Consider the following 19,903-nt stretch of genomic DNA (forward strand, 5'->3'; position numbering starts at 1 on the left):
GCGTCATCCTCCCGCCGGAGTCTGGGATGGCGCCGGGCCATGGGACAACGGGCCATGGGACAACGGGTCGTAGGACAACGACCTCACCCGCATGTCCGCCGTGACCTTGCCCTCGTCGTTGCGGCTCTGCACCATCTCCAGGGCACCGTCGGCGGAGCGGCGGACCCAGAGGCTGGCGCGGGAGTCCCAGAAGACCGGGCGCAGGTAACGCACCTCGACGTCGAAGGCGGCGGGCGGGCGCTCGTCCGCCAGCACGGACAACAGCCAGACCGCCGTCATGATTCCCTGGGCCAGTGGCGCGCGGAACCCATGGCGGCGCGCGAACTCCTCGTCGAAGTGGATGTCGTTGCCGACATCCTGGGAGAAGACGCGGACCTTGTCGGGCGTCACCTGCTTCTCGCGCAGCAGGGTCCAGCCATCGGCCGGGGGTTCCGCCCGTCGCGGCATCGGCGGTGCGTTGCCGGAATTCTGCGGCGTCTGGCCCGGCGGATCGGCGAGGAGGCCGGTCAATTCGGTCTCGATGCAGACGCGGCCCTCGCCGTCGGTCAGGTGGTAGAGCTCGGTGACGCTGTGGCCCTTTCTCACCCGGTGCAGGTCGCGGACCCAGCCGGTCACGGTCAGCGGTTCACCGACCCTGGACGGTCGGATCTGGCGATAGACCTGCGAGAAGAACACGTAGCCGTCGATGTCGAGGCCGCTGGCGACCATCGAGTCGAAGCAGTCCAGCCCGAACAGGCCGGCTTCGTAGCGGTCGCCGTAAAGAGCGGGATCGACATCGGCTGCGGTCAGGCGTTCGGCCTGATAGGCCGCGGAATGGGCGACGCTGCGCGACGGGTATTTGAATCCCGGCTGCGCCCAGCGCGCACGCTCAGCACGCGGCGACCTGCTCGTCGCGTTGTCCATGCTCTCCCCCCAATCCCAATTCATGATTGTTTGGCCAATAATCAGACCCAGGGATCGATGTGTCAACTCCCAAGACGTTTTTTCGACTTGAGAGTCAAATTAGCACCCTGAAGGTCGATCTGGGCTTGATCGGAACGCCCGGTTGTGTTCCAAGGGGACACGCTGGTGAAGCGGGTTGCGGTACATCGCGAAGGCTGAGGCAACGGACGACATGGCACGCTGGAACAAATCTGTCCTCAACCCTGAGCAGCAGAGAAGCCTCAAGCTTGAGGTGCTTTATAAAGTCGCTGCCGCGGCCTTCCGTCGAAATGGCTATCACGGAACATCTTTGATCGATATCGCCGATATTCTCGGAGTATCCAAGGCCACGCTCTATTATTACGTCAAGAACAAGCAGGATCTTCTCTTTCAGTGCCATCTGGCCGCGGCGGACCAGGCGCTGGAAACCATTTGCACTGATCCGTCACTGAATGGTCTTGAGCGGTTGCGGCGCAGTCTCGTCGCTTATGTCATTTCGATCATCGGCGAGGACAGCTTCAGCGTCGTCATCCTGGAGGAGCGGTCGCTCAGCGACGAACAGTTGCGGGTGGTGATCGAGAAGCGCGATGCCTTCGAGCGCCGCTTGCAGGACGTCGTGCGCACCGGGGTGACGGATGGCAGCATCCTGCGCTGCGATCCGAAATTCGCCGTCTTCTCCGTCCTGGGTGCCGCAAACTGGGTGACGAAATGGCATCGGCCCGAGGGGGCCTGGACCATCGACGAGATCGCGCAGGCGTCGGCGGCTCTCCTGTGCCGCGGCCTGGCGGCCGGCCCCCTTCCGAGCTACCCGAGCAATCGGCTGTACGGAGACCAACAACCGTAGCGCCGGACGTCGCGGCCGCCGGCGCATCGCCGGCGGTGGCTTCATCCATGTTCCGCGCCGTTGTGTGGTCGAACGGTCCTTGGGATGGCTCGGACGGCGGCGAGGCGTGTCATGCCCCCCTTCACCACCTCCCTTCAGCAGGCGATTCCTTGCAATTGTGATAAAAGTAGACCAATTCCGAAAGTGGCGGGCGTGTCGCGTTTTCTTCAAATTCTTGACGGCCGTCAAGTAACGGGGACACGAAATCTGGGACGTTGGCTTCGGAAGCAACAATCGCCCTGGATTGCATCATGAAAACCAAGACCTTCCTCGTCACCGTCAGCGCCGCCGCCCTCATCGCCCTGTCCGGGATCGGCGCCGCATCGGCCACCACGCTGTACGCCGAGCCGAAGGTCAAGGAACCGGCGGTCGACATCGTCCAGGACCCCGCGGCGGTCCCGGCGCCGGAAGCGGCGGGCAAGCGCGCGCCCAAGACCCACAACGTCGTGCTGACCACGACCGAGGTCGAAGCCAGGCTGGATGACGGCACGACCTACACGTACTGGACGTTCAACAACAAGGTCCCCGGCCCGATGGTCCGCGTCCGTGTCGGCGATACGGTGAACGTGTCCATGACGAACGCGCCGGGGTCGGTCATGAACCATTCCATTGATTTCCACGCGGCGACCGGCTTCCTTGGCGGCGGACAGATCACCCAGGCGGAGCCGGGCCAGACCAAGGAATTCTCGTTCAAGGCGATGGCGCCGGGCGTCTACGTCTATCACTGCGCCACCCCGATGGTCGCCCAGCACATCGCCAAGGGCATGTTCGGTCTGATCGTGGTCGAACCCGAAGACGGTCTGCCGAAGGTCGACAAGGAATTCTACGTCATGCAGCAGGAGATCTACGCCACCAAGGCGAAGAACCTGCCGGCGGCGGAAGACGACTACGACGGCTTGGTGAACGAGAAGCCCGGCTATCTGGTGTTCAACGGCGCCGTGGGTGGTCTGGTGAAGGACAAGCCGCTGAAGGCCAGCGTGGGCGAAACCGTGCGCATCTGGTTCGGTGTCGGCGGGCCGAACTTCACCTCGTCCTTCCATGTCATCGGCGAGATCTTCGATCGCGTCCACAACCTCGGTGCCCTGGACACGCCGCCGCTGAAAAACGTGCAGACGGTCACGGTGGCGCCCGGCGGGGCGACGATGGTGGAATTCAAGGTCGACTACCCGGGCAAGTACGCCTTGGTCGACCACGCTCTGAGCCGCGCCACCAAGGGGCTCATCGGCATTCTGGAAGTCGATGGCAAGGCGGACGACAGCATCATCCTCGACAAGAGCGGCGATTCCCGCAAGCAGCTTGGCGAAATGAAGCATTGATCCCATCCTGACGGGATGCGCACGGGGAGGGTGGGGGTCGAAACCCCCGCCTTCCATTGTGGGCATTCCCTGCTTGCCGCTGGTGCTCGGCCACGCCGAACGGCGCGCGGTTTGCGCGGGCACAAAGAGGCTCGGTCATCGTCGCGGCATGATCCGGTTATGACCTTTCCATCCTTTTACGATGCGGCGCCGCGGCTCGTCCTGCGCGACCCGCTGAGCGAGTTCCTCGGCGCGGCCGAGGGCGGCCTGATTCATTACGGCTATGCCGATGCCGTGCGGTTGGCCGGCCATTCCTGTCCAACCGTCGCGGGGGCCTACCTGATGACCGTACGGTCGTTGGAGCGTCTGTATCCTGATGAGGTGCCCGAACGCGGGGCCGTTGCGGTGTCGGTCCGCGAGGCCGCCGACGACGGCGTGGCCGGCGTGATGGCAAGCGTCGCCACGCTGCTGACCGGAGCGACGGAGAACACCGGCTTCATGGGCATCGGCGGGCGCTTCGATCGCCGGAACCTCCTGTCCTTCGGGGTCGGCATTCAAGGGACGATGGCCTTCGTCCGCACGGACACGGGGGTGGGCGTGCAAGCGACGCTCGACAGCGGCGTCGTGCCGGTCGATCCGGCGATGCGCGACCTTCTGCAACGTTTGTTGTCCCACGCGGCATCGCCGGATGAAGCGGTGCAGTTCCGCATCCTGTGGCAGGAGCGGGTCCGGCGCATGCTGGTGGACCACGCCGACGACCCACGATTGGTCGGGCTTGCCGCTTGGAATGGCCGATCCGGCGCGTGACCTCCTTTTTTCGGAAGACTTTGGGCATGCACACCGACAGCCGGACCGGCCAACTCCTGCACGACGACCATCACCGCACCATCGACCTCCTGAACGCTTTCGAAGCCTACCTCGAACGCACCACCGAGGACGACATCCCGCATCTCGACGCGGACGGCCGCGCTCTGCTCGCCACCCTTGGCAAGGAGCTGGGCCAAGACCTCGAACGGCATTTCATCTTGGAAGAACAGTGCCTCTTCCCGCCCATCGCCGCCGCCGGCGCCTACGAGATGACGGTGGACCTGTCGACCGACCATGAGGCCTTGCGCCCACTCGTCCGCCGCGTCGCCCGGCAATGCGCCCTGGCTCTGCGTGAGGGGTTCGATGAGGAAAGCTGGCCGGTCTTCCGCCATTTCGGGCAGCAGTTGATCGACGGCCTCGTTCTGCACATTCAGAAGGAGGAGACCGCACTGCTTGGTGCCGTCGATGCCGTGCTCACGCCGGCCCAGGACGTCGCCCTTGCACGGGCTTACAGCGATGGCCCGGGTTCCGATTGACCACACGACGGCGCCGCCATGGGGAACCGGTCATGGCGGAGGCTGCTCAGCCGACGGCGTTGAAGTCGTCCAGAAGGGCGGCGATGCGCCCGCTGTCGCTCTGGTCCATGATGACGCGGGCGCGGCGGGTGGCCTCCTGAAGGTCCAGCTTGCGGATGCGCCGCTTCACCAGGGGGATGGCGGGCGGCACCATTGACAGGGCGCGCACGCCGAGTCCCAGCAGCAGGGCCGTGTAGCGCGCATCGCCGGCGATCTCGCCACAAACCGACACCGGGATGCGGGCGCGCAACGCCGCCTCGATGGTGAACTGGATCAGGCGCAGCACCGCCGGGTGCAGCGGGTCGTAAAGCGAGGCGACCTGCTCGTCGCCGCGGTCGATGGCCAGTGTGTACTGCGTCAGGTCGTTGGTGCCGATGGAGAAGAAATCGGCGGCGTAGGCCAGCGCATCGGCGGACAGGGCCGCGCCCGGAACCTCGACCATCACGCCGACCGGCGGCAGCGGGTCGGCGATGGGAACGCCGCGGCGGCGCAGGCGGCGGGCCACCTGGCCCATCATCTCGCGCACGCGCTGCACCTCGGCGACCGAACAGATCATCGGCAGCAGGATGCGCAGCGGCCCATGGACCCCGGCCCGCAGCATGGCGGCGAGCTGCGTCTCCAGCAGCTTCGGCTCGCGCAGGCCCAGCCGGACCGCGCGCAGGCCGAGCGCCGGGTTCGCCGGCTCGCCGTAGCGGCCCGCCATCCAGCCGGCCAGCTTCTCCCCGCCCACATCCATGGTGCGGGCGGTGACGGTGCGCCCGCCCATGCCCTCCACGATGGAGCGCAGGACGGTGTACTGTTCGTCCTCGTCCGGCAACTGGTCGCGGTTCATGAAGAGGAACTCGGTGCGCAGCAGGCCGATCCCCTGCGCCCCGTTCTCCAGAGCGTGGTCGAGATCGCGCGGCAGTTCCAGATTGGCCTGGAGCGTCACCGCGGTGTTGTCGCGGGTGACCGCGGGCAGCTTGCGCAGACCCTTCAACTGCTCGCGCTCGCGCTCCCGCTCGGCGCGACGCTGCCGGTAGTCCTCCAGCACCTCGGGGGTGGGGTCGATGATGACGCGCCCCTGAAGCCCGTCCACGATGATCGTGACCCCGTTCTTCAGCCCGGACAGCAGTCCGCCGACGCCCAGCACCGCCGGAATGCCCAGCGACCGCGCCATGATCGCCGTGTGCCCCTCGGCGCCGCCGAGCACGGTGGCGAAGCCGGCGACGCGGCGCGGGTCGAGCAGGGCGGTGTCCGCCGGGGTCAGTTCCTCGGCCAGGATCACCGAGCCGGGGTTCAGCATGGAAAAGGCTTGGTATTCGTGCCGCATCAGGTTGCGGATCAGCCGCCGACCAACCTCGCGCACGTCGGCGATCCGCCCGGCGAGGTAGCTGTCCTCCATGCTCGCGAAGGTCTGGGCGATGGTGGCGATCTCCGCCTGGACCGCGGCCTCGGCGTTGACCAGTTCCTGCTGGATTCGGCGCTCGACGCCGCGCGTCAGGCGGGAGTTGGTGACCATCGCCAGATGGGCGTCGAGAAGGAAGCCGATCTCCTCCGACGCGGAGCCGGGCAGAACCAGCGCCTTGGCCTTCAGCTTGCGGATCTGGCGGCGCGCCTTGCCGCAGGCGTCGGCGAAGCGCGCGGCCTCGGCCTCCACCTGGTCGGCGGCGAGCGTGTATTCGGGGACGCGGATGGCGCCGCTCTCCACCACATGGGCCGGGCCGATGGCAATGCCGGGCGAAACGCCCAACCCGCGCAACGACCGCCCCTGGCCGGCGGCCGGAACGTCAGTCTTCATCGAACTTGCGGGTGATCAGATCCACGAGCGCCGCCATGGCCTCTTCGGCCTCGCGGCCATAGGCGTACAATTCCACCGAGGTGCCGGGGCCGGCGGCCAGCATCATCAGGCCCATGATGGATTCGCCCGACACCTGCGTCTCGCCGCGCCGCACCTCGATCTCGCAGTCGAAGGTGGCGACCAGTTTCACGAATTTCGCCGCCGCGCGGGCGTGCAGGCCGCGCTGGTTGCAGATGGTGACGGTCTGGCAGATTTCGGGGTTCCGGCCCTCGGGGGCCTGCCCTTCGATTCCAGGGGCGCCTTGGTCGGGCGCCTTCTCGTTCGGAGAACTCATCGGGTCACCCGTCCGACAGCAGCGAGGAAGCGACGTTGATGTATTTCTGCCCAGCCTCCCGCGCGGCGGCCACGGCGTGGGTCAGAGTCTCCTGGCGGCGCACGCTGGCCAGCTTGATCAGCATGGGCAGGTTCACGCCGGCGATCACCTCGACCTTCGCCTTGTCCATGATGGAGATGGCGAGGTTCGACGGGGTCCCGCCGAACATGTCGGTCAGCACGACGACGCCGGCCCCGTCGTCCACGTCGGCAACGGAGTTCAGAATGTCCTGACGGCGCTGCTCCATGTCGTCGTCTGGGCCGATGCACACGGCCCGCACCTGCTGCTGCTCACCCACCACATGCTCCAGCGCGGCGATGAACTCTGCCGCGAGGCGCCCGTGGGTTACCAGAACCATACCGATCATGGGACATCCTTCAATTCTGGAGCCTCCCCCGAAGCCACATTCATATTGCGGCACTTATGAACGATCCCTTATCCGGATCGATCCGCTCCCCTGGTCAACCCCTCTGGTCCAACCTTGGTCCGTCAGCCGGTCCGCGGGGCCTGCCGGTCCAGCTCCCGATGGCTGATCCCGACCTTCAGGCCCAGCCCGCCCAGCCACGCGGCCAGCCGTTCGGCGACGAACACGGACCGGTGCTTGCCGCCGGTGCAGCCGATCGCAATGGTCAGGTAGCTCTTGCCCTCCTGGTTGTAGCGCGGCAGAAGCGGCTGCAACAGGTCCGTCAGATGACGGAAGAATTCGGCGAAATCCGGGTCGTTTTCCACCCGCGCCGCCACACGGGGGTCCAGGCCGGTCAGCGGTCGCAGTTCCGGATCATAATGGGGATTCGTCAGGAAGCGTACGTCGAACACGAGGTCCGCCTCGCGAGGCAACCCCATCCGGAACGAGAAGGAGGTGACGAAGACCTGAAGCGCCGCCTGGGTGCCGATCTGGAAGTTGCCGGCCAGGATGCGGCGCAGGTCGTGGATCGACAATTGCGTGGTGTCGATGGTCACGTCGGCCTGCTGCTTCAGCGGCAGCAGCATGGCGCGTTCCAACTGGATGCCGTCGGGCACCGGGCGGTCGATGGCCAGCGGGTGGCGGCGGCGCGTCTCGGTGAAGCGGCGCTGCAGCGTCTCGTCTCCGCAATCGAGGAAGACCAGCCGCACGTCCAGCTCGGCGTGGGCCTTCAGCGCCTCCACCTCCTCCAGCATGGCGTGGGCGGAAAAGTCGCGGGTGCGGCTGTCGATGACCAGGGCCAGCGGGCGCCTGCGGGGATCGGCCTGCTCCAGCAGCGCCGGGACCAGCGAGAGGCGCAGGTTGTCCACCGCCTCGTAGCCGAGGTCCTCCAGCGCCTTCAGGGCGATGGACATGCCGGCTCCGGACATGCCGGTGACGAGCACGAGTTGACCGTTCTGGCTCGCCGGCCGTTCCGCGGGATGGCTTTCGAAGGGGAGGCGGTCGGTCATGGCAGGTCCGGAACCTTTCCCAGCGAACCGGCCCGCGCGGCGCCGGCGGCCAGCCTGAGCTTGGCCGGGGTCGAGGCGTCGAAGGGGCAGAGGGCGAGGCGCGGCACGGTTTGGTCGAGAAGGTCCGCCGCCTCCTCTCCGGGCAGGCGCTCCACGGCGTCGCGCGGCACCAGATCGACGACCAGCCCGACTTCCGCTTCCGTGGCGGCGGGCACGGGCATGATGCCGACGCCCCGCACCTCCAGCAGGCCGGCCAGCGCCGCCGGCGCCGTCGCCATCAGCCTGCCCTGGTCCACGCGCAACTCCACCCGGTCGTCCGCAACCAACAGGGCACCCGCATCGATCATCCGCAAGGCCAGATCGGACTTGCCGCTGCCCGACGGCCCCCGCAGCAGCACGCCGACGGGCGTTCCGCCCCGTATGCCGCCGCCGATTCCATGGCTGTCATTCCATGTGCCGACCAAGACGCAGGTGCCGTGAATCGTTACCATGATCCCGCGAAAGTGAGGCGTGCCGCTGGTTCTGTCAATGGGATGCCGAAAATGCATCCTTTTCCCGCCTGATACGCCTCGAAAGCGCCGGTGCGCCCTCCATGGTCCAGTGCCCGCCGCCCGAGTCCCGGCCTCAGCCCAACGGGCCCCGGCCGGCGGTCAGGCCCAAGCGCAGGCCCGACCGGGTGCCGCGGCGGATGTCCGCCAACTCGCTGGCCAGCGCGTCGCGCCGCCGGATCATCTCGTCCAGGTCGTCCAGCTCGGCCGCCTCCTGGCAGGCGGTGCGGAAATCCTTCTCTCGGGCCAGCCGGGTCAACAGATGCGTGTAGCTGTCGGCGATGGTCGCCAAATGCCGCTGGGCGCCCTGGAGAGCCTCCGCCAGCTGCGTCCGTTCGTTGGCCGACACCCGCATCATCCGCGCCAGTTCGCCCTGCTGGACGCTGGCGTCGTTGATGAGACGGGCCAGCCGGTAGCGGCGGAAGTCGATGACCTTGGTTGAAGCCGGGGTGGCCGAAGCCGGGGCGGCTCCGTCGACCGGGCGCGGTGCGGTCGGCTTGAGGTCGGGCTTGATGTCGGACATGGCCCTCTTCCGGTTGGTGACGTCCGGTTGTCGAAAGGCCAGCCGTCGCAGGCGCGGGTATGACCAGAATCGAGCATCCGCCGCACCCACGACTTTGTCCATACATCTTTTCTCAAATTGCAACTATGCCGCATCCACCCTGCGGAATCGCGTCAGGGGCGGGGCAGGCGCACGGTGAAGACGGCGCCGACCGTCTCCCCATCGCGGCCGAGGCGGTTGGCGGCCCGGATGGTGCCGCCATGGGCCTCCACGATCTGCTTTGAGATCGACAGGCCGAGGCCGGAGTGGGTGCCGAACTTCTCGCCCGCCGGCCGTTCGGTGTAGAAGCGCTCGAAGATCGCCTCCTCCTTGCCCTCCGGGATGCCGGGGCCGTCGTCGCTGACCGTCACCTCCACCGCGCCCTCCGGGGTGCGCCGGGCGGCCAGCCGGACCTGCCCGCCGGGCGGCGAGAAGGACAGGGCGTTGGCGATCAGGTTCTGGAAGACCTGGGTCAGCCGCCCCTCCAGCCCCCTCACGGTCAGGGATCCGCCGCGCGGCGGTTCGATGACGACCTGCGGCGGAGCCTCCGTTTCGTCGCCGTCCTCGTTGCCGTCCTCGTCGCCGTCCTCGTCCTCCGCGGTGGTGCGGTGGATGTCGGCGAGCGTACGCAGCATCGCGCCGATGTCCACCGGCTCCAGCGCGGCGCGGGACAGCTCGGCGTCCAGGCGCGAGGCGTTGGAGATGTCGCTGATCAGCCGGTCCAGCCGCTGCACGTCGTCGGCGATGATCGCCATCAGCTTGTCGCGGCGGGCCGGGTCCTGGATGCGGCTGACCGTCTCGACCGCGCTGCGCAGCGAGGTCAGCGGATTCTTGATCTCATGGGCGACGTCGGCGGCGAAGCGCTCGATGGCGTCCATGCGCGCCCACAGTGCTGCCGTCATGTCGCGCAGCACGCCGGACAGCTCCCCGATCTCGTCGCCACGGCGGGTGAAGTCGGGGATTTCGGTGTGGCGCCCATGGCCGGTGCGCAGCCGGTCGGCCGCCTGGGCCAGCTTGCGGATGGGCCGGGCGATGGTGCCGGCCAGATAGAGCGACAGCAGGACCGTGACCAGAAGCGCCACCGCGAAAACGCGCAGGATGTCGGTGCGCACCGACCGGATGGCCTCGTCGATCACCGTGCCGCTGCGCGACAGCAGCACCGCGCCCAGCACCTCCTTGTAGCGCTGGACCGGAACGGCGACCGTCAGCAGCAGGTTGGAGCGGGCGACCGGGGAGGCCAGCCGCCACACCGTCGCGCTGTTCTCGCCGGCCAGCGCGCGCTCCACGTTGGGCGGCGGGGCGGCCGATTCGGCGGCGTGGCCCGGCGGCTCGCGGTAGAGCGGCAGGTTCTCCCGGCTCGGCACCACGTCGATGAAACGGGCGTAGAATTCGTTGACCGCGCGGGACGCCGGGTCGCCGGAGGGCGGCAGCGGCAGCTCCTGGATCTCGATCTTGCCGGGCGAGCCGGTCAGCACCCGGCTGTCCGAGAGCAGCCGCCCGTCCGGCCCGTAGAGCCGGGTGTGCGTCTCCGTCGCCAGCGCCAGCCGGCGGATCATCTGGCGTCCCAGCTCCGGCGACAGCTCGTAGCTTTCCTGGCCCAGTTCCGGCTCGTCGGCGGCCCGCTGCACCGCGCCCTCGCCGAGCGCGGAGGCGAAGATGCGCGCCTCCGTCTCCAGCGCGTCCAGCTCCGCCTGGACCAACCGGTCCTGGTAGCGGCCGAGATAGAGCAGGGCGCCGACCAGCAGCAGCAGCGCCAGCACGTTGACGGCGAGAATCCGCAGGGTCAGCGGCGACGGCACGCCGCGCACCCGGCGCCTGGACGCGGCGCGCGGCGCGGCGCCGGGCTTGACGGGCGGGGAAGGGGCGTGGTCCGGACCGCGGACCTCACTCCCTGTATCGGTAACCGACGCCATAGAGCGTTTCGATCTGCGCAAAGTCGGAATCAATGGCCTTGAACTTCTTGCGGAGCCGCTTGATGTGGCTGTCGATGGTGCGGTCGTCGACATAGACGTTCTCGCCATAGGCGGCGTCCATGAGCTGGTCGCGGCTCTTCACATGGCCGGGGCGCTGGGCCAGCGCCTTCACCAGAAGGAACTCCGTCACCGTCAGGTCGATGGGCTGGCCGTTCCAGGTGCAGGAATGGCGGGCGCCGTCCATGACCAGCGGGCCGCGGGTCAGCAGCACGCCGGGTTCCGGCGCGGTCTTGTCGCGGGTCGCCGCCTCGCGCCGCAGCAGGGTGCGGATGCGCTCGACCAGCAGGCGCTGCGAGAAGGGCTTCTTGATGTAGTCGTCCGCGCCCATGCGCAGACCCATCAGCTCGTCGACCTCGTCGTCCTTGCTGGTCAGGAAGATGACCGGCAGGTGGCTGGTCTGGCGCAGGCGCTGCAGCAGCTCCATCCCATCCATGCGCGGCATCTTGATGTCCAGCACGGCGAGGTCCGGCGGACGCTGGGTCAGGCCGCGCAGCGCCTCGGCGCCGTCGGTGTAGGTGCGCACCTCGAACCCCTCCGCTTCCAGCGCCATGGCAACGGAGGTCAGGATGTTCCGGTCGTCGTCCACCAACGCTACGGTGTGAGACATGTCGTTCGCGTTCCCAATCGCACACCCCGGTTTCGGCAACCGCCGGTTCCGGCGGCCAGCTCCGGCGGCCAGCTCCAGCGGATGACCGGCCCGTTACGGTCGCTTACTACGGAAGATATGGTTTCGTCTTATTTCGAAATGCGGGCTTTCCTTATGCTCCACGATGCCCATGAGGCGGCGCAAAGGCATGAAAAGCCAACTTTTCGCTTTTCCCAACCTATTTGTCTGGGCCAATATGGCACCAATGCGGCGCCGGGGAAACGGTGCTGCGCGGGAGAACGCATTCGTTTCAGGGCATGAGTTCCGACGAGTCCCCCATCCGTCCGACCCCAGCGGGGCCGGGCGCCGCGGCGTCATCGGACGTCGGCGGCCATACGGGAGGCGCCGCAAGGCGTCTGATGCGTGGTGCCGGTCTGGCGACGCTGTCCACCGCCCTGCGCGGGGAAGGCGCCCGGCACGATGGCCAACACGATGACCGGGGCGGCTGGCCCTATCCCTCGCTGGTCCAGGTGGCCTTCGATCTGGACGGCACGCCTCTTCTTCTTCTCTCCACCCTCGCCGACCACACGAAGAACATCGCGCGGGATCCGCGCGTCGGCCTGCTGTTCGACGGAACCGCGGGGCTGGCGGAGCCGCTGTCCGGGCCGCGGCTGTCCGTTCTCGGACGGGCCGAGCGTTCGGAGGAGCCGCGCCACCGCGCCCGCTTCCTGGCGCGCCATCCCGGTGCGGCCCTCTACGCCGGTTTCACCGATTTCAGCGTCTACGCGGTGTCGGTGGAGCGCGCCCATCTGGTGGCCGGCTTCGGCCGGGTGCGGTGGCTCGACCGCACCGACCTGCTGCTGCCCGGCGTTCCCGCGGCGCTGGCCGAGGCCGAGGGCGCCATCCTGAGTCACATGAACGCCGACCACGCCGACGCCTTGCGGCTGTACGCCACGGTTCTGGCCGGACGCCCTACGGAAGGTGCCGAACCGTGGGTGATGACCGGCATCGACCCCGACGGCTGCGACCTGCGCCGCAGCGGCGAAATGGCGCGGGTTGATTTCGATCACGGCGTGGAAAACCCCGAAGACGCTAGGGTCACTCTCGCCGGGCTCGCCCGGCAGGCCCGCCAGAGCGCGACCGGCAGTGTGCCCGGCAGCGCACCCGGCGCCGCCGATGACCCGGTGGATTCGCCGGTGGATTCGCCGGTGGATTCGGATGATCGTGACGGCTAACCACGACGCCGCGGCAAGCGGCGCGCAAAAGAGCGCAACCAGGAGAAAACGTCAGTGGACCATAACGGACCGACCCGTTGCCGTTTTGGGTTTGTGGCCCTCGGGCCACCCCTCTCTTGCCAATCAGGACATCGGGCGCGCCCGGGGGGCGCGTCGGGATGACCGCCGTCCGGCCTGCGGGCCGGGCTGCGGTGGTATGAGCCGGCGGAAAGACACCGCCACCGAACGAGGACGGCTTCGATAAGGGCCGAAAAGGCCAGCCGTCCGGACCTCCGGGCACCGGCCCCCGCATTCCAGGGGGGCGGCGAACCCGGAGACGAGTTGAGAGGCAAAGGATGACCGGAACAACGCGCACGCGGAACAAGAAGCTCCTGGCCTGGGTCGAGGAGATCGCGAACAAGTGCAAGCCCGAGCGGGTGCACTGGTGTGACGGATCGCAGGAGGAATACGACCGCCTGTGCGCCGAGATGGTAGAATCGGGCACCTTCATCAAGCTGAACGAGGCCAAGCGCCCGAACTCCTACCTCTGCCGTTCCGATCCGGGCGACGTCGCCCGCGTCGAGGACCGGACCTTCATCTGCTCCGAGCGCAAGGAGGATGCCGGCCCGACCAACAACTGGGTCGCCCCGGCCGAGATGAAGGCGAAGCTGGACGGCTTGTTCGAGGGCTGCATGCGGGGCCGCACCATGTATGTGGTGCCCTTCAGCATGGGGCCGCTGGGCTCCGACATCGCCCACATCGGCGTGCAGATCTCCGACAGCCCGTACGTCGCGGTGAACATGCGCATGATGACCCGCATGGGCCAGAAGGTGCTGGACATCCTGGGCGACGGTGACTTCGTGCGCTGCCTGCACTCCATCGGCGCGCCGCTGGAGCCCGGCCAGCCGGACGTGGCCTGGCCGTGCAACGCCGACCACAAGTACATCGTCCATTTCCCGGCCGATCACTCGATCGTCTCCTTCGGCTCGGGCTACGGCGGCAACGCCCTGCTCGGCAAGAAGTGCTTCGCGCTGCGCATCGCCTCGTCGATGGGCCGCGAGCAGGGCTGGCTGGCCGAGCACATGCTGATCCTCGGCGTGGAAAGCCCGGAGGGCGAGAAGACCTACGTCGCCGCCGCCTTCCCGTCGGCCTGCGGCAAGACCAACTTCGCCATGCTGGTCCCCCCGGCCGAGTTCGAAGGCTGGAAGGTTCGCACCATCGGTGACGACATCGCCTGGGTGAAGCCGCAGCCGGACGGAACGCTGCGCGCCATCAACCCGGAGGCCGGCTTCTTCGGCGTGGCGCCGGGCACCAGCATCAAGTCGAACCCGAACGCGCTGAAGACGCTGAACTCCAACGTCATTTTCACCAACGTCGCGCTGACCGACGACGGCGACGTGTGGTGGGAAGGTCTGACCGACGAGACGCCGGCCCACCTGATCGACTGGCAGGGCAACGACTGGACCCCCGCTTCGGGCCGTCCCGCCGCGCACCCGAACTCGCGCTTCACCGCCCCGGCGGCGCAGTGCCCGTCGATCGATCCGGCCTGGGAGGACCCGGCGGGCGTTCCGATCTCCGCCTTCATCTTCGGCGGCCGCCTGTCCAAGACCTTCCCGCTGGTGTTCGAGGCCTACAACTGGCGCGAGGGCGTCTATTGGGCGGCGACCATGGGCTCGGAGGCGACCGCCGCCGCCGTCGGCCAGGCCGCCATCCGTCGCGACCCCTTCGCCATGCTGCCCTTCTGCGGCTACAACATGGCCGACTACTGGAACCATTGGCTGGCGATGGAAGGCAAGGTGGAGAACCTGCCGCGCATCTACCGCGTCAACTGGTTCCGCAAGGACGAGAACGGCAAGTTCGTCTGGCCGGGCTTCGGCGACAACATGCGCGTCCTGCGCTGGATCGTCGACCGCGTGCGCGGCCGTGCGGTGGATGCGGCGGAAAGCCCGTTCGGCTACATGCCGCGCTACCAGGACCTGAACTGGGCCGGCCTCGATTTCGCCGAGGACAAGTTCCGGAAGATCATGGACATCGACCGGAAGGAGGCCGAAGCCGAGGCCAAGGACCAGGAGGAGCTGTTCAACCGCTTCGGCAGCCACCTGCCGGACGAGATCGAGCAGCAGCGCGTGGCGCTCCTCAAGCGTCTGGAGAAGGCTCCGGACACCTGGCGGATCGGCTGATCGGGCCGGCGCCGGATCGTCCGAGCGTGTGAAGAGGGGCCGCCCGCGGGCGGCCCCTTTTCTTTTGCGCGGGCGGCCACGGCGGGCCGCTTTTCGGGTACTCCTTTCGTGACACGATCCTTTGTCACGGCTAGGATCGCGTCCGACGCCGGGTGATTTACAAAAACTCAAGGGATTGCTGCGTCACTGGGCCGGCAGAACGCAAGCACGCTCGCCTGACCGGCTTTCCGCGGAGCGGACCGGCCAAGGCACGGAAAATGACGCTGGAGGACGGAAGACATGTTCGTGATGATCGGCTTCGGCGTCGTGGTGTTCAGCGTCTTCGGGGGCTACGTCCTGGGCGGTGGCCACCTGGGCGTGCTGTGGATGCCCTTCGAGTTCATGATCATCCTGGGCTCCGCCGCCGGCGCGTTCCTGATCGGCAATCCAAAAGCGGTGGTCACACACACTGGCAAGGAACTTGGGCACCTCTTCAAAGGGCCAAAATACAAAAAGGATGATTTCCTCGAACTTCTCACCATGATGTATCAGGTCTTCAAGATCGCGAAGACCAAGGGGCTGCTCGCCCTCGAACAGCACATCGAGAAACCCGAGGATTCGCCACTCTTCCAGCAATTCCCGAAATTCTACGGCGACCATCACGCCATATCCTTCCTCTGCACCTATCTGCGCCTGATGTCGCTGGGGGCCGACAACCCGCACGAGCTGGTCGACCTGATGGACGAGGACATCGAGACCATGCACCACGAGCACCAGCGGATCGCCGACGCCATCCAGGCGGTGGCCGACGCCGTGCCGGCGCTGGGCATCGTCGCGGCGGTGCTGGGTGTGATTCACACCATGGGGTCGATCACCGAGCCGCCGGAGGTCCTGGGCAAGCTGATCGGCGGCGCGCTGGTCGGCACCTTCACCGGCATTCTCGTCGCCTACGGCTTCCTGGCGCCGATCGCCAGCGGCCTGAAGAACATCTACCACGCCGAAGGGAAATACTATCAGGCGATGAAGATCGGCCTGATCGCGCATCTGTCCGGCTACGCGCCGGCCATTTCGGTGGAATATTCGCGAAACGTGCTGGAACCCGAATACCGGCCGAGCTTCGCCCAGGTGGAAGAGGCCACCTCGGCCCTGCCGCCCGCCTGACGCCGGACCCGCCCATGCCGTCTCCGACTTCCACCGAAGGCGCCGTCACCATCCTGTGGAACGAGGGAACGGTGGGCGAGTGGGCCGCGCTTTTCGCCCGCGTTCCCCGCTCCACCCTGCCGCAGTGCTTCGCCTATGCCGGCGCCATGGGGCGCACCCACGGCTTCGTGCCGCGGCTCGGCCTGATCCAGAGGGACGGTGCGTCCATCGGGATCGTGCAACTCCTGGAGCGGCGCACGCTCCGCCTGTTCCACCAGCGTCAGATCCACCGCGGCCCGCTGTGGCTTGACGGGGGTGAGCCGAATCTGGAGACCCAGGAGGCGGTCTTCCGCCTGCTGCGCCGGGCCTGTCCCGACAACCCGCTGAACCGAGCCAGCCTGCTCCCCGAACTGGCCGCCGGCGCGGAGGCGGAGGCGCTGCTGCAACGCTGCGGCTTCCGCCGCTTCGGCCCCGGCTATCGCACGGTCTGGCTCGACCTGTCCCGCGGCGAGGAGGCGTTGCGCGCGGCGATGGCCCGTGACTGGCGCCAGCGGTTGAAGGGGGCGGAGAAGGCCGGTCTGGTCATCGACCTCGACTGGGAGGCCAAGAACCTGCCCTGGCTGATGAAGCAGGAGCATGAGCAGGCCCAGACCAAGCAATTCCGCCCGATGACCGGCGCGCTGGCCGTGCGCATCCGCAACGGGCTGCTGAAAGGCGGGGGGAAGGGTGATGGGGTGCTGATGGCCGCAGCGCTGGAGGACCGGTCCATCAAGACCGGCCCCGCGGCGAGCGCGCTGTTCTACATCCATGGCGGCACGGCCACCTACCAGATCGGCTGGTCCAGCGAGTCGGGGCGCAAGAGCGGAGCGATGCGGCTGGTGCTGTGGCGGGCGGCGCTGGCGCTGAAGGCGCGCGGCGTGGGCTGGCTCGACCTCGGCGGCGTCAACCCGGACAGCGCGCCGGGCGTCACGGAGTTCAAACTGGGAACCGGTGGGCTGGCGGTGGAGAGCGTTGGCCTGTATCGCTGAAGCCGTTTCGATTCATCGAGGGCCGTTGCAACATGAGGCGGCCTGTCTCATCCTGATCGCGAGCGGAGGAAGCACGTCATGGCCAAGGACGACATGAAACCGGAGGAAGCGCAACTTGCCATTGCCAAGGCGGCTCAGATGAAGCCGCAGGTTCAGGCCATGCGCGACCGCCTCCGCAAGATGGCGGACGACGAGGAGAGGGGCGTCCAGATCCTCGCCAGCGCCATCCGCCGCTTTCTTCACCAGGAGTAGGCGGGGCGACGCCTCAGCAGGTGGTCGCCCTGGTGCAGCCCTTGTCCTCATGCGGGCCCGGAGTGCGGGCGAGCTGGAGGCCGCTGCGTGCCTGATCGAAGGTTTTTTCCAGAGACCGCACCGTCTGTTCGAAGGCTTGCAACTCACGGCCCTCCAGCTTGTCGCCGGTCGGCAGGTCGATGCTCTTCGGGTTGATCTGCTGGCCGGCCTTCAGCACTTCGTAATGCAGGTGCGGTCCGGTGGAGCGCCCTGTGGTGCCCACATAGCCGATGACGTCGCCCTGGTCGACACGCGCGCCGCGGCGCGTGCTTTTGGCGATCCGGCTCAGATGGGCGTAGGCCGTGGCGATCTGCGTGTTGTGGCGGATGCGGATGTAGTTGCCGTACGCGCCCTTCGGCCCGACCTCCTCGACCACGCCGCCGCCCGCGGCGTAGATCGGCGTGCCGGTCGGCGCGCCGAAATCCATGCCCTTGTGCATCTTGCTGAAGCCCAGGATCGGGTGATGGCGCATCCCGAAGCCCGAGGTGATCCGCGCGCCGTCGATCGGCGTGCGCAGCAGGGCGCGGCGGATGCTTTCGCCGTCGCGGTTGTAATAGTCGATGCGGCCGTCCCGGCTCTTGTGCCGGTAGATCGGGTATTCCTTGCCGCTCAGCACCAACGCGGCGTAGAGCACGTCGCCTTCGCCGGCGTATTTGCCGTCGGCGGTGACCAGCCGCTCATAGAGAACCTCGAACTGGTCGCCCGGCTGGAGGTCACGCTGGAAGTCGACGTCATAGGAATAGTCGCGGATCAGCGCCATCATCACTGACACCGGCACGCCGGCCGCGTTCCCCGCCTCGAACAGGCTCGACCGGATCACGGTCTGCGCGGCAACCGGCTGGCGGGTGACGGCCTTTTCCGATTCGCTCGACGTGAATCCGGCATCGCCCTTGCGGGACACCGAGACGGAGCGCACCACGTCCGGCAGGAACTCCAGTCCGACGAACTGCTTGGTGCCGCCGCGGCGCGGCTCGAACAGGACGGTGACCTGCTGGCCGACCTGCAGTTTGCGCGGATCGTAGACCTTGCGCAGCGCCGCGATGGCGTTGGTCGCCTCGTCCGCCGGGACGTCGGCACCGGTCAGCATGTCCATCAGCGTGTCGCCGCGTCCGACGGACAGGATGTGACGGTGGGCGGTCGGGGACCGCTCGTCATCGTCGTCGCTTGTCTCTTTGGCGGTGACTTTGGCGGCCCGCTCCGGCGGGGCCGTCCGCGCGCCCGCCGCGTAGGCGGGCGGTGCGACGGTGTGGGAGAGGAGCCCCGCCAGACCAGCGGCAACCAGGGCGAGCGTGGGAAGGCCACCGAGCCTCGAACGCACCGTCATCCTCCTATGTTTCCTCACACGTTTCGGACCGTTGTGGCGGCAGGCTGTTCAGCCGCCCAAGGAGTTGCCACTTTCTATAGGCGACCATGAGCACCCTTTTTGTCACTGTCAACCCGATAGGGGTATCTGCGTCAATTGGTTGTGCGTGCCAGGGCCGTTCCCCCCGGGTGGTGCGCTCCGCCATGGCGGGGCGTCCGATCCGAGGGAGTGACGGACATACACTGATTCCAGCTTGGACTTCGGTGATAAGTCGCTCCGTGAAGAATTTTTCATGGAAATGCAAAAAGCCCTTGCGTCGTTCGGCGGGGTGCGCTTATAAACCGCTCCACCGACGCAGCGCCGCTGAGAAGCGCGGCAGCGACGGATCAAAAAGCGGACGACAATCCAAGAAGCGGCGCCAAGCATACGGCGCTGTTTGTTTTGTCTCCGGATTTCTGGTTCATCGGTTTAGGCCCTGGCGGCCCGCTCCTCGAAGGGGTTGGGTGCGGGGTGTTGCGGTTCTCCTGAGAGCCGCGGGATCTTGGATATCGTTGATACCGTGTTGTGAGAAGGGATGCGCAGGCGGCGGTTTTGGCCGTTGGCCGCGGACCGGTTCCGGAAGGGACTGGCATCGCGGGTCGCTTGAGCATCTCGGTCAAGCAGTAAGAGACGAACAGTTTCGAAGGCTTGGGTTGAGGTCGCTTTGAGCGGCCCTGTCAAGTGGATGCTTCGGTGTCCAGCTTGAACCTGAGAGTTTGATCCTGGCTCAGAACGAACGCTGGCGGCATGCCTAACACATGCAAGTCGAACGAAGGCTTCGGCCTTAGTGGCGCACGGGTGAGTAACACGTGGGAACCTGCCTTTCGGTTCGGGATAACGTCTGGAAACGGACGCTAACACCGGATACGTCCCCCAGAGAGATTTGGGCGGAGAAAGTTTACGCCGAGAGAGGGGCCCGCGTCCGATTAGGTAGTTGGTGGGGTAATGGCCCACCAAGCCGACGATCGGTAGCTGGTCTGAGAGGATGATCAGCCACACTGGGACTGAGACACGGCCCAGACTCCTACGGGAGG

General features: G+C 67.2%; 19 protein-coding genes and 1 rRNA gene. 10 read left to right on the forward strand and 10 right to left on the reverse strand.

Going from position 1 to position 19,903, the window contains the following annotated elements:
• Window positions 1-3: 3 nt before the first annotated feature.
• Window positions 4-903 (reverse strand): MaoC family dehydratase, encoded by a 900-nt coding sequence (locus GBZ26_RS01555; protein ID WP_246653819.1) that lies wholly within the window; start codon window positions 901-903, stop codon window positions 4-6.
• A gap of 211 nt (window positions 904-1,114) precedes the next feature.
• Between GBZ26_RS01555 and GBZ26_RS01560 the strand changes: the two genes are divergently transcribed.
• From GBZ26_RS01560 to GBZ26_RS01575, 4 genes are all read left to right on the forward strand, one after another.
• Window positions 1,115-1,765 carry a TetR/AcrR family transcriptional regulator gene (locus GBZ26_RS01560; protein WP_174437295.1) on the forward strand — a complete coding sequence of 217 codons (651 nt, stop codon included), beginning with the start codon at window positions 1,115-1,117 and terminating at the stop codon, window positions 1,763-1,765.
• A 290-nt stretch (window positions 1,766-2,055) separates the two neighbouring features.
• Entirely contained in the window at window positions 2,056-3,120 is a 1,065-nt protein-coding gene (gene nirK / locus GBZ26_RS01565) for a copper-containing nitrite reductase (RefSeq protein WP_174437296.1), read from the forward strand.
• Between the two features lie 159 nt (window positions 3,121-3,279).
• A complete protein-coding gene (locus tag GBZ26_RS01570; protein WP_174437297.1) occupies window positions 3,280-3,906 on the forward strand; it encodes an FmdE family protein in 627 nt (208 codons plus the stop codon).
• A gap of 26 nt (window positions 3,907-3,932) precedes the next feature.
• Complete coding sequence (locus GBZ26_RS01575) at window positions 3,933-4,442, forward strand: hemerythrin domain-containing protein (RefSeq protein WP_174437298.1); 510 nt, start codon at window positions 3,933-3,935, stop codon at window positions 4,440-4,442.
• A gap of 46 nt (window positions 4,443-4,488) precedes the next feature.
• Here the strand turns inward: GBZ26_RS01575 and ptsP are convergent, their stop codons facing one another.
• From ptsP to GBZ26_RS01615, 8 genes are all read right to left on the reverse strand, one after another.
• Window positions 4,489-6,261 carry a phosphoenolpyruvate--protein phosphotransferase gene (gene ptsP, locus GBZ26_RS01580; RefSeq protein WP_174437299.1) on the reverse strand — a complete coding sequence of 591 codons (1,773 nt, stop codon included), beginning with the start codon at window positions 6,259-6,261 and terminating at the stop codon, window positions 4,489-4,491.
• Window positions 6,251-6,595: an HPr family phosphocarrier protein gene (locus GBZ26_RS01585; protein ID WP_211104528.1), complete on the reverse strand. Its 345-nt coding sequence runs from the start codon at window positions 6,593-6,595 to the stop codon at window positions 6,251-6,253. The genes ptsP and GBZ26_RS01585 overlap by 11 nt, the downstream gene beginning before the upstream one ends.
• Window positions 6,596-6,599: 4 nt before the next feature.
• Entirely contained in the window at window positions 6,600-7,001 is a 402-nt protein-coding gene (locus GBZ26_RS01590) for a PTS sugar transporter subunit IIA (protein WP_174437300.1), read from the reverse strand.
• Window positions 7,002-7,123: 122 nt separating this feature from the next.
• Complete coding sequence (gene rapZ / locus GBZ26_RS01595; protein WP_174437301.1) at window positions 7,124-8,047, reverse strand: RNase adapter RapZ; 924 nt, start codon at window positions 8,045-8,047, stop codon at window positions 7,124-7,126.
• Window positions 8,044-8,445 (reverse strand): HPr kinase/phosphorylase, encoded by a 402-nt coding sequence (locus GBZ26_RS01600; RefSeq protein ID WP_343207249.1) that lies wholly within the window; start codon window positions 8,443-8,445, stop codon window positions 8,044-8,046. Before GBZ26_RS01600 ends, rapZ begins: the two co-directional genes overlap by 4 nt.
• Before the next feature lie 226 nt (window positions 8,446-8,671).
• On the reverse strand, window positions 8,672-9,118 hold the full coding sequence (locus GBZ26_RS01605) for a hypothetical protein (protein WP_174437303.1): 447 nt from the start codon (window positions 9,116-9,118) through the stop codon (window positions 8,672-8,674).
• 152 nt (window positions 9,119-9,270) lie between these two features.
• Window positions 9,271-11,049, reverse strand: a complete 1,779-nt coding sequence (locus tag GBZ26_RS01610) for a stimulus-sensing domain-containing protein (RefSeq protein WP_174437304.1) — start codon at window positions 11,047-11,049, stop codon at window positions 9,271-9,273.
• The gene (locus GBZ26_RS01615; RefSeq protein WP_174437305.1) at window positions 11,021-11,716 is read right to left on the reverse strand and encodes a response regulator transcription factor; all 696 of its coding nucleotides are present in this window, start codon (window positions 11,714-11,716) and stop codon (window positions 11,021-11,023) included. The genes GBZ26_RS01610 and GBZ26_RS01615 overlap by 29 nt, the downstream gene beginning before the upstream one ends.
• A gap of 398 nt (window positions 11,717-12,114) precedes the next feature.
• Between GBZ26_RS01615 and GBZ26_RS01620 the strand changes: the two genes are divergently transcribed.
• The 5 genes from GBZ26_RS01620 (at window position 12,115) to GBZ26_RS01640 (ending at window position 17,488) form a co-directional block, all read left to right on the forward strand.
• Window positions 12,115-12,930, forward strand: a complete 816-nt coding sequence (locus GBZ26_RS01620; protein ID WP_246653818.1) for a HugZ family pyridoxamine 5'-phosphate oxidase — start codon at window positions 12,115-12,117, stop codon at window positions 12,928-12,930.
• Window positions 12,931-13,220: 290 nt separating this feature from the next.
• Window positions 13,221-15,089, forward strand: coding sequence for a phosphoenolpyruvate carboxykinase (GTP) (locus GBZ26_RS01625; RefSeq protein WP_343207283.1), 1,869 nt, complete (start codon window positions 13,221-13,223; stop codon window positions 15,087-15,089).
• Window positions 15,090-15,368: 279 nt separating this feature from the next.
• Window positions 15,369-16,229: a flagellar motor stator protein MotA gene (motA, locus tag GBZ26_RS01630; protein WP_014199786.1), complete on the forward strand. Its 861-nt coding sequence runs from the start codon at window positions 15,369-15,371 to the stop codon at window positions 16,227-16,229.
• A gap of 14 nt (window positions 16,230-16,243) precedes the next feature.
• A complete protein-coding gene (locus GBZ26_RS01635) occupies window positions 16,244-17,236 on the forward strand; it encodes a GNAT family N-acetyltransferase (protein WP_174437307.1) in 993 nt (330 codons plus the stop codon).
• A gap of 78 nt (window positions 17,237-17,314) precedes the next feature.
• The gene (locus tag GBZ26_RS01640; RefSeq protein WP_170295990.1) at window positions 17,315-17,488 is read left to right on the forward strand and encodes a hypothetical protein; all 174 of its coding nucleotides are present in this window, start codon (window positions 17,315-17,317) and stop codon (window positions 17,486-17,488) included.
• Window positions 17,489-17,501: 13 nt separating this feature from the next.
• Here the strand turns inward: GBZ26_RS01640 and GBZ26_RS01645 are convergent, their stop codons facing one another.
• Entirely contained in the window at window positions 17,502-18,851 is a 1,350-nt protein-coding gene (locus GBZ26_RS01645) for a peptidoglycan DD-metalloendopeptidase family protein (protein ID WP_211104529.1), read from the reverse strand.
• A gap of 722 nt (window positions 18,852-19,573) precedes the next feature.
• Between GBZ26_RS01645 and GBZ26_RS01650 the strand changes: the two genes are divergently transcribed.
• A 16S ribosomal RNA gene (locus GBZ26_RS01650) occupies window positions 19,574-19,903 on the forward strand; the annotation flags it as partial.

The sequence above is a fragment of the Azospirillum formosense genome (assembly GCF_013340925.1).
GTDB lineage: Bacteria > Pseudomonadota > Alphaproteobacteria > Azospirillales > Azospirillaceae > Azospirillum > Azospirillum formosense.

Excerpts from the sequence above, each read along its gene's own strand:
- GBZ26_RS01555 (WP_246653819.1), bottom strand. The coding sequence starts at position 903 with ATGGACAACGCGACGAGCAGGTCGCCGCGTGCTGAGCGTGCGCGCTGG.
- GBZ26_RS01560 (WP_174437295.1), top strand. The coding sequence starts at position 1,115 with ATGGCACGCTGGAACAAATCTGTCCTCAACCCTGAGCAGCAGAGAAGC.
- nirK (WP_174437296.1), top strand. The coding sequence starts at position 2,056 with ATGAAAACCAAGACCTTCCTCGTCACCGTCAGCGCCGCCGCCCTCATC.
- GBZ26_RS01570 (WP_174437297.1), top strand. The coding sequence starts at position 3,280 with ATGACCTTTCCATCCTTTTACGATGCGGCGCCGCGGCTCGTCCTGCGC.
- GBZ26_RS01575 (WP_174437298.1), top strand. The coding sequence starts at position 3,933 with ATGCACACCGACAGCCGGACCGGCCAACTCCTGCACGACGACCATCAC.
- ptsP (WP_174437299.1), bottom strand. The coding sequence starts at position 6,261 with ATGAAGACTGACGTTCCGGCCGCCGGCCAGGGGCGGTCGTTGCGCGGG.
- GBZ26_RS01585 (WP_211104528.1), bottom strand. The coding sequence starts at position 6,595 with ATGAGTTCTCCGAACGAGAAGGCGCCCGACCAAGGCGCCCCTGGAATC.
- GBZ26_RS01590 (WP_174437300.1), bottom strand. The coding sequence starts at position 7,001 with ATGATCGGTATGGTTCTGGTAACCCACGGGCGCCTCGCGGCAGAGTTC.
- rapZ (WP_174437301.1), bottom strand. The coding sequence starts at position 8,047 with ATGACCGACCGCCTCCCCTTCGAAAGCCATCCCGCGGAACGGCCGGCG.
- GBZ26_RS01605 (WP_174437303.1), bottom strand. The coding sequence starts at position 9,118 with ATGTCCGACATCAAGCCCGACCTCAAGCCGACCGCACCGCGCCCGGTC.
- GBZ26_RS01610 (WP_174437304.1), bottom strand. The coding sequence starts at position 11,049 with ATGGCGTCGGTTACCGATACAGGGAGTGAGGTCCGCGGTCCGGACCAC.
- GBZ26_RS01615 (WP_174437305.1), bottom strand. The coding sequence starts at position 11,716 with ATGTCTCACACCGTAGCGTTGGTGGACGACGACCGGAACATCCTGACC.
- GBZ26_RS01620 (WP_246653818.1), top strand. The coding sequence starts at position 12,115 with ATGCGTGGTGCCGGTCTGGCGACGCTGTCCACCGCCCTGCGCGGGGAA.
- motA (WP_014199786.1), top strand. The coding sequence starts at position 15,369 with ATGTTCGTGATGATCGGCTTCGGCGTCGTGGTGTTCAGCGTCTTCGGG.
- GBZ26_RS01635 (WP_174437307.1), top strand. The coding sequence starts at position 16,244 with ATGCCGTCTCCGACTTCCACCGAAGGCGCCGTCACCATCCTGTGGAAC.
- GBZ26_RS01640 (WP_170295990.1), top strand. The coding sequence starts at position 17,315 with ATGGCCAAGGACGACATGAAACCGGAGGAAGCGCAACTTGCCATTGCC.
- GBZ26_RS01645 (WP_211104529.1), bottom strand. The coding sequence starts at position 18,851 with ATGACGGTGCGTTCGAGGCTCGGTGGCCTTCCCACGCTCGCCCTGGTT.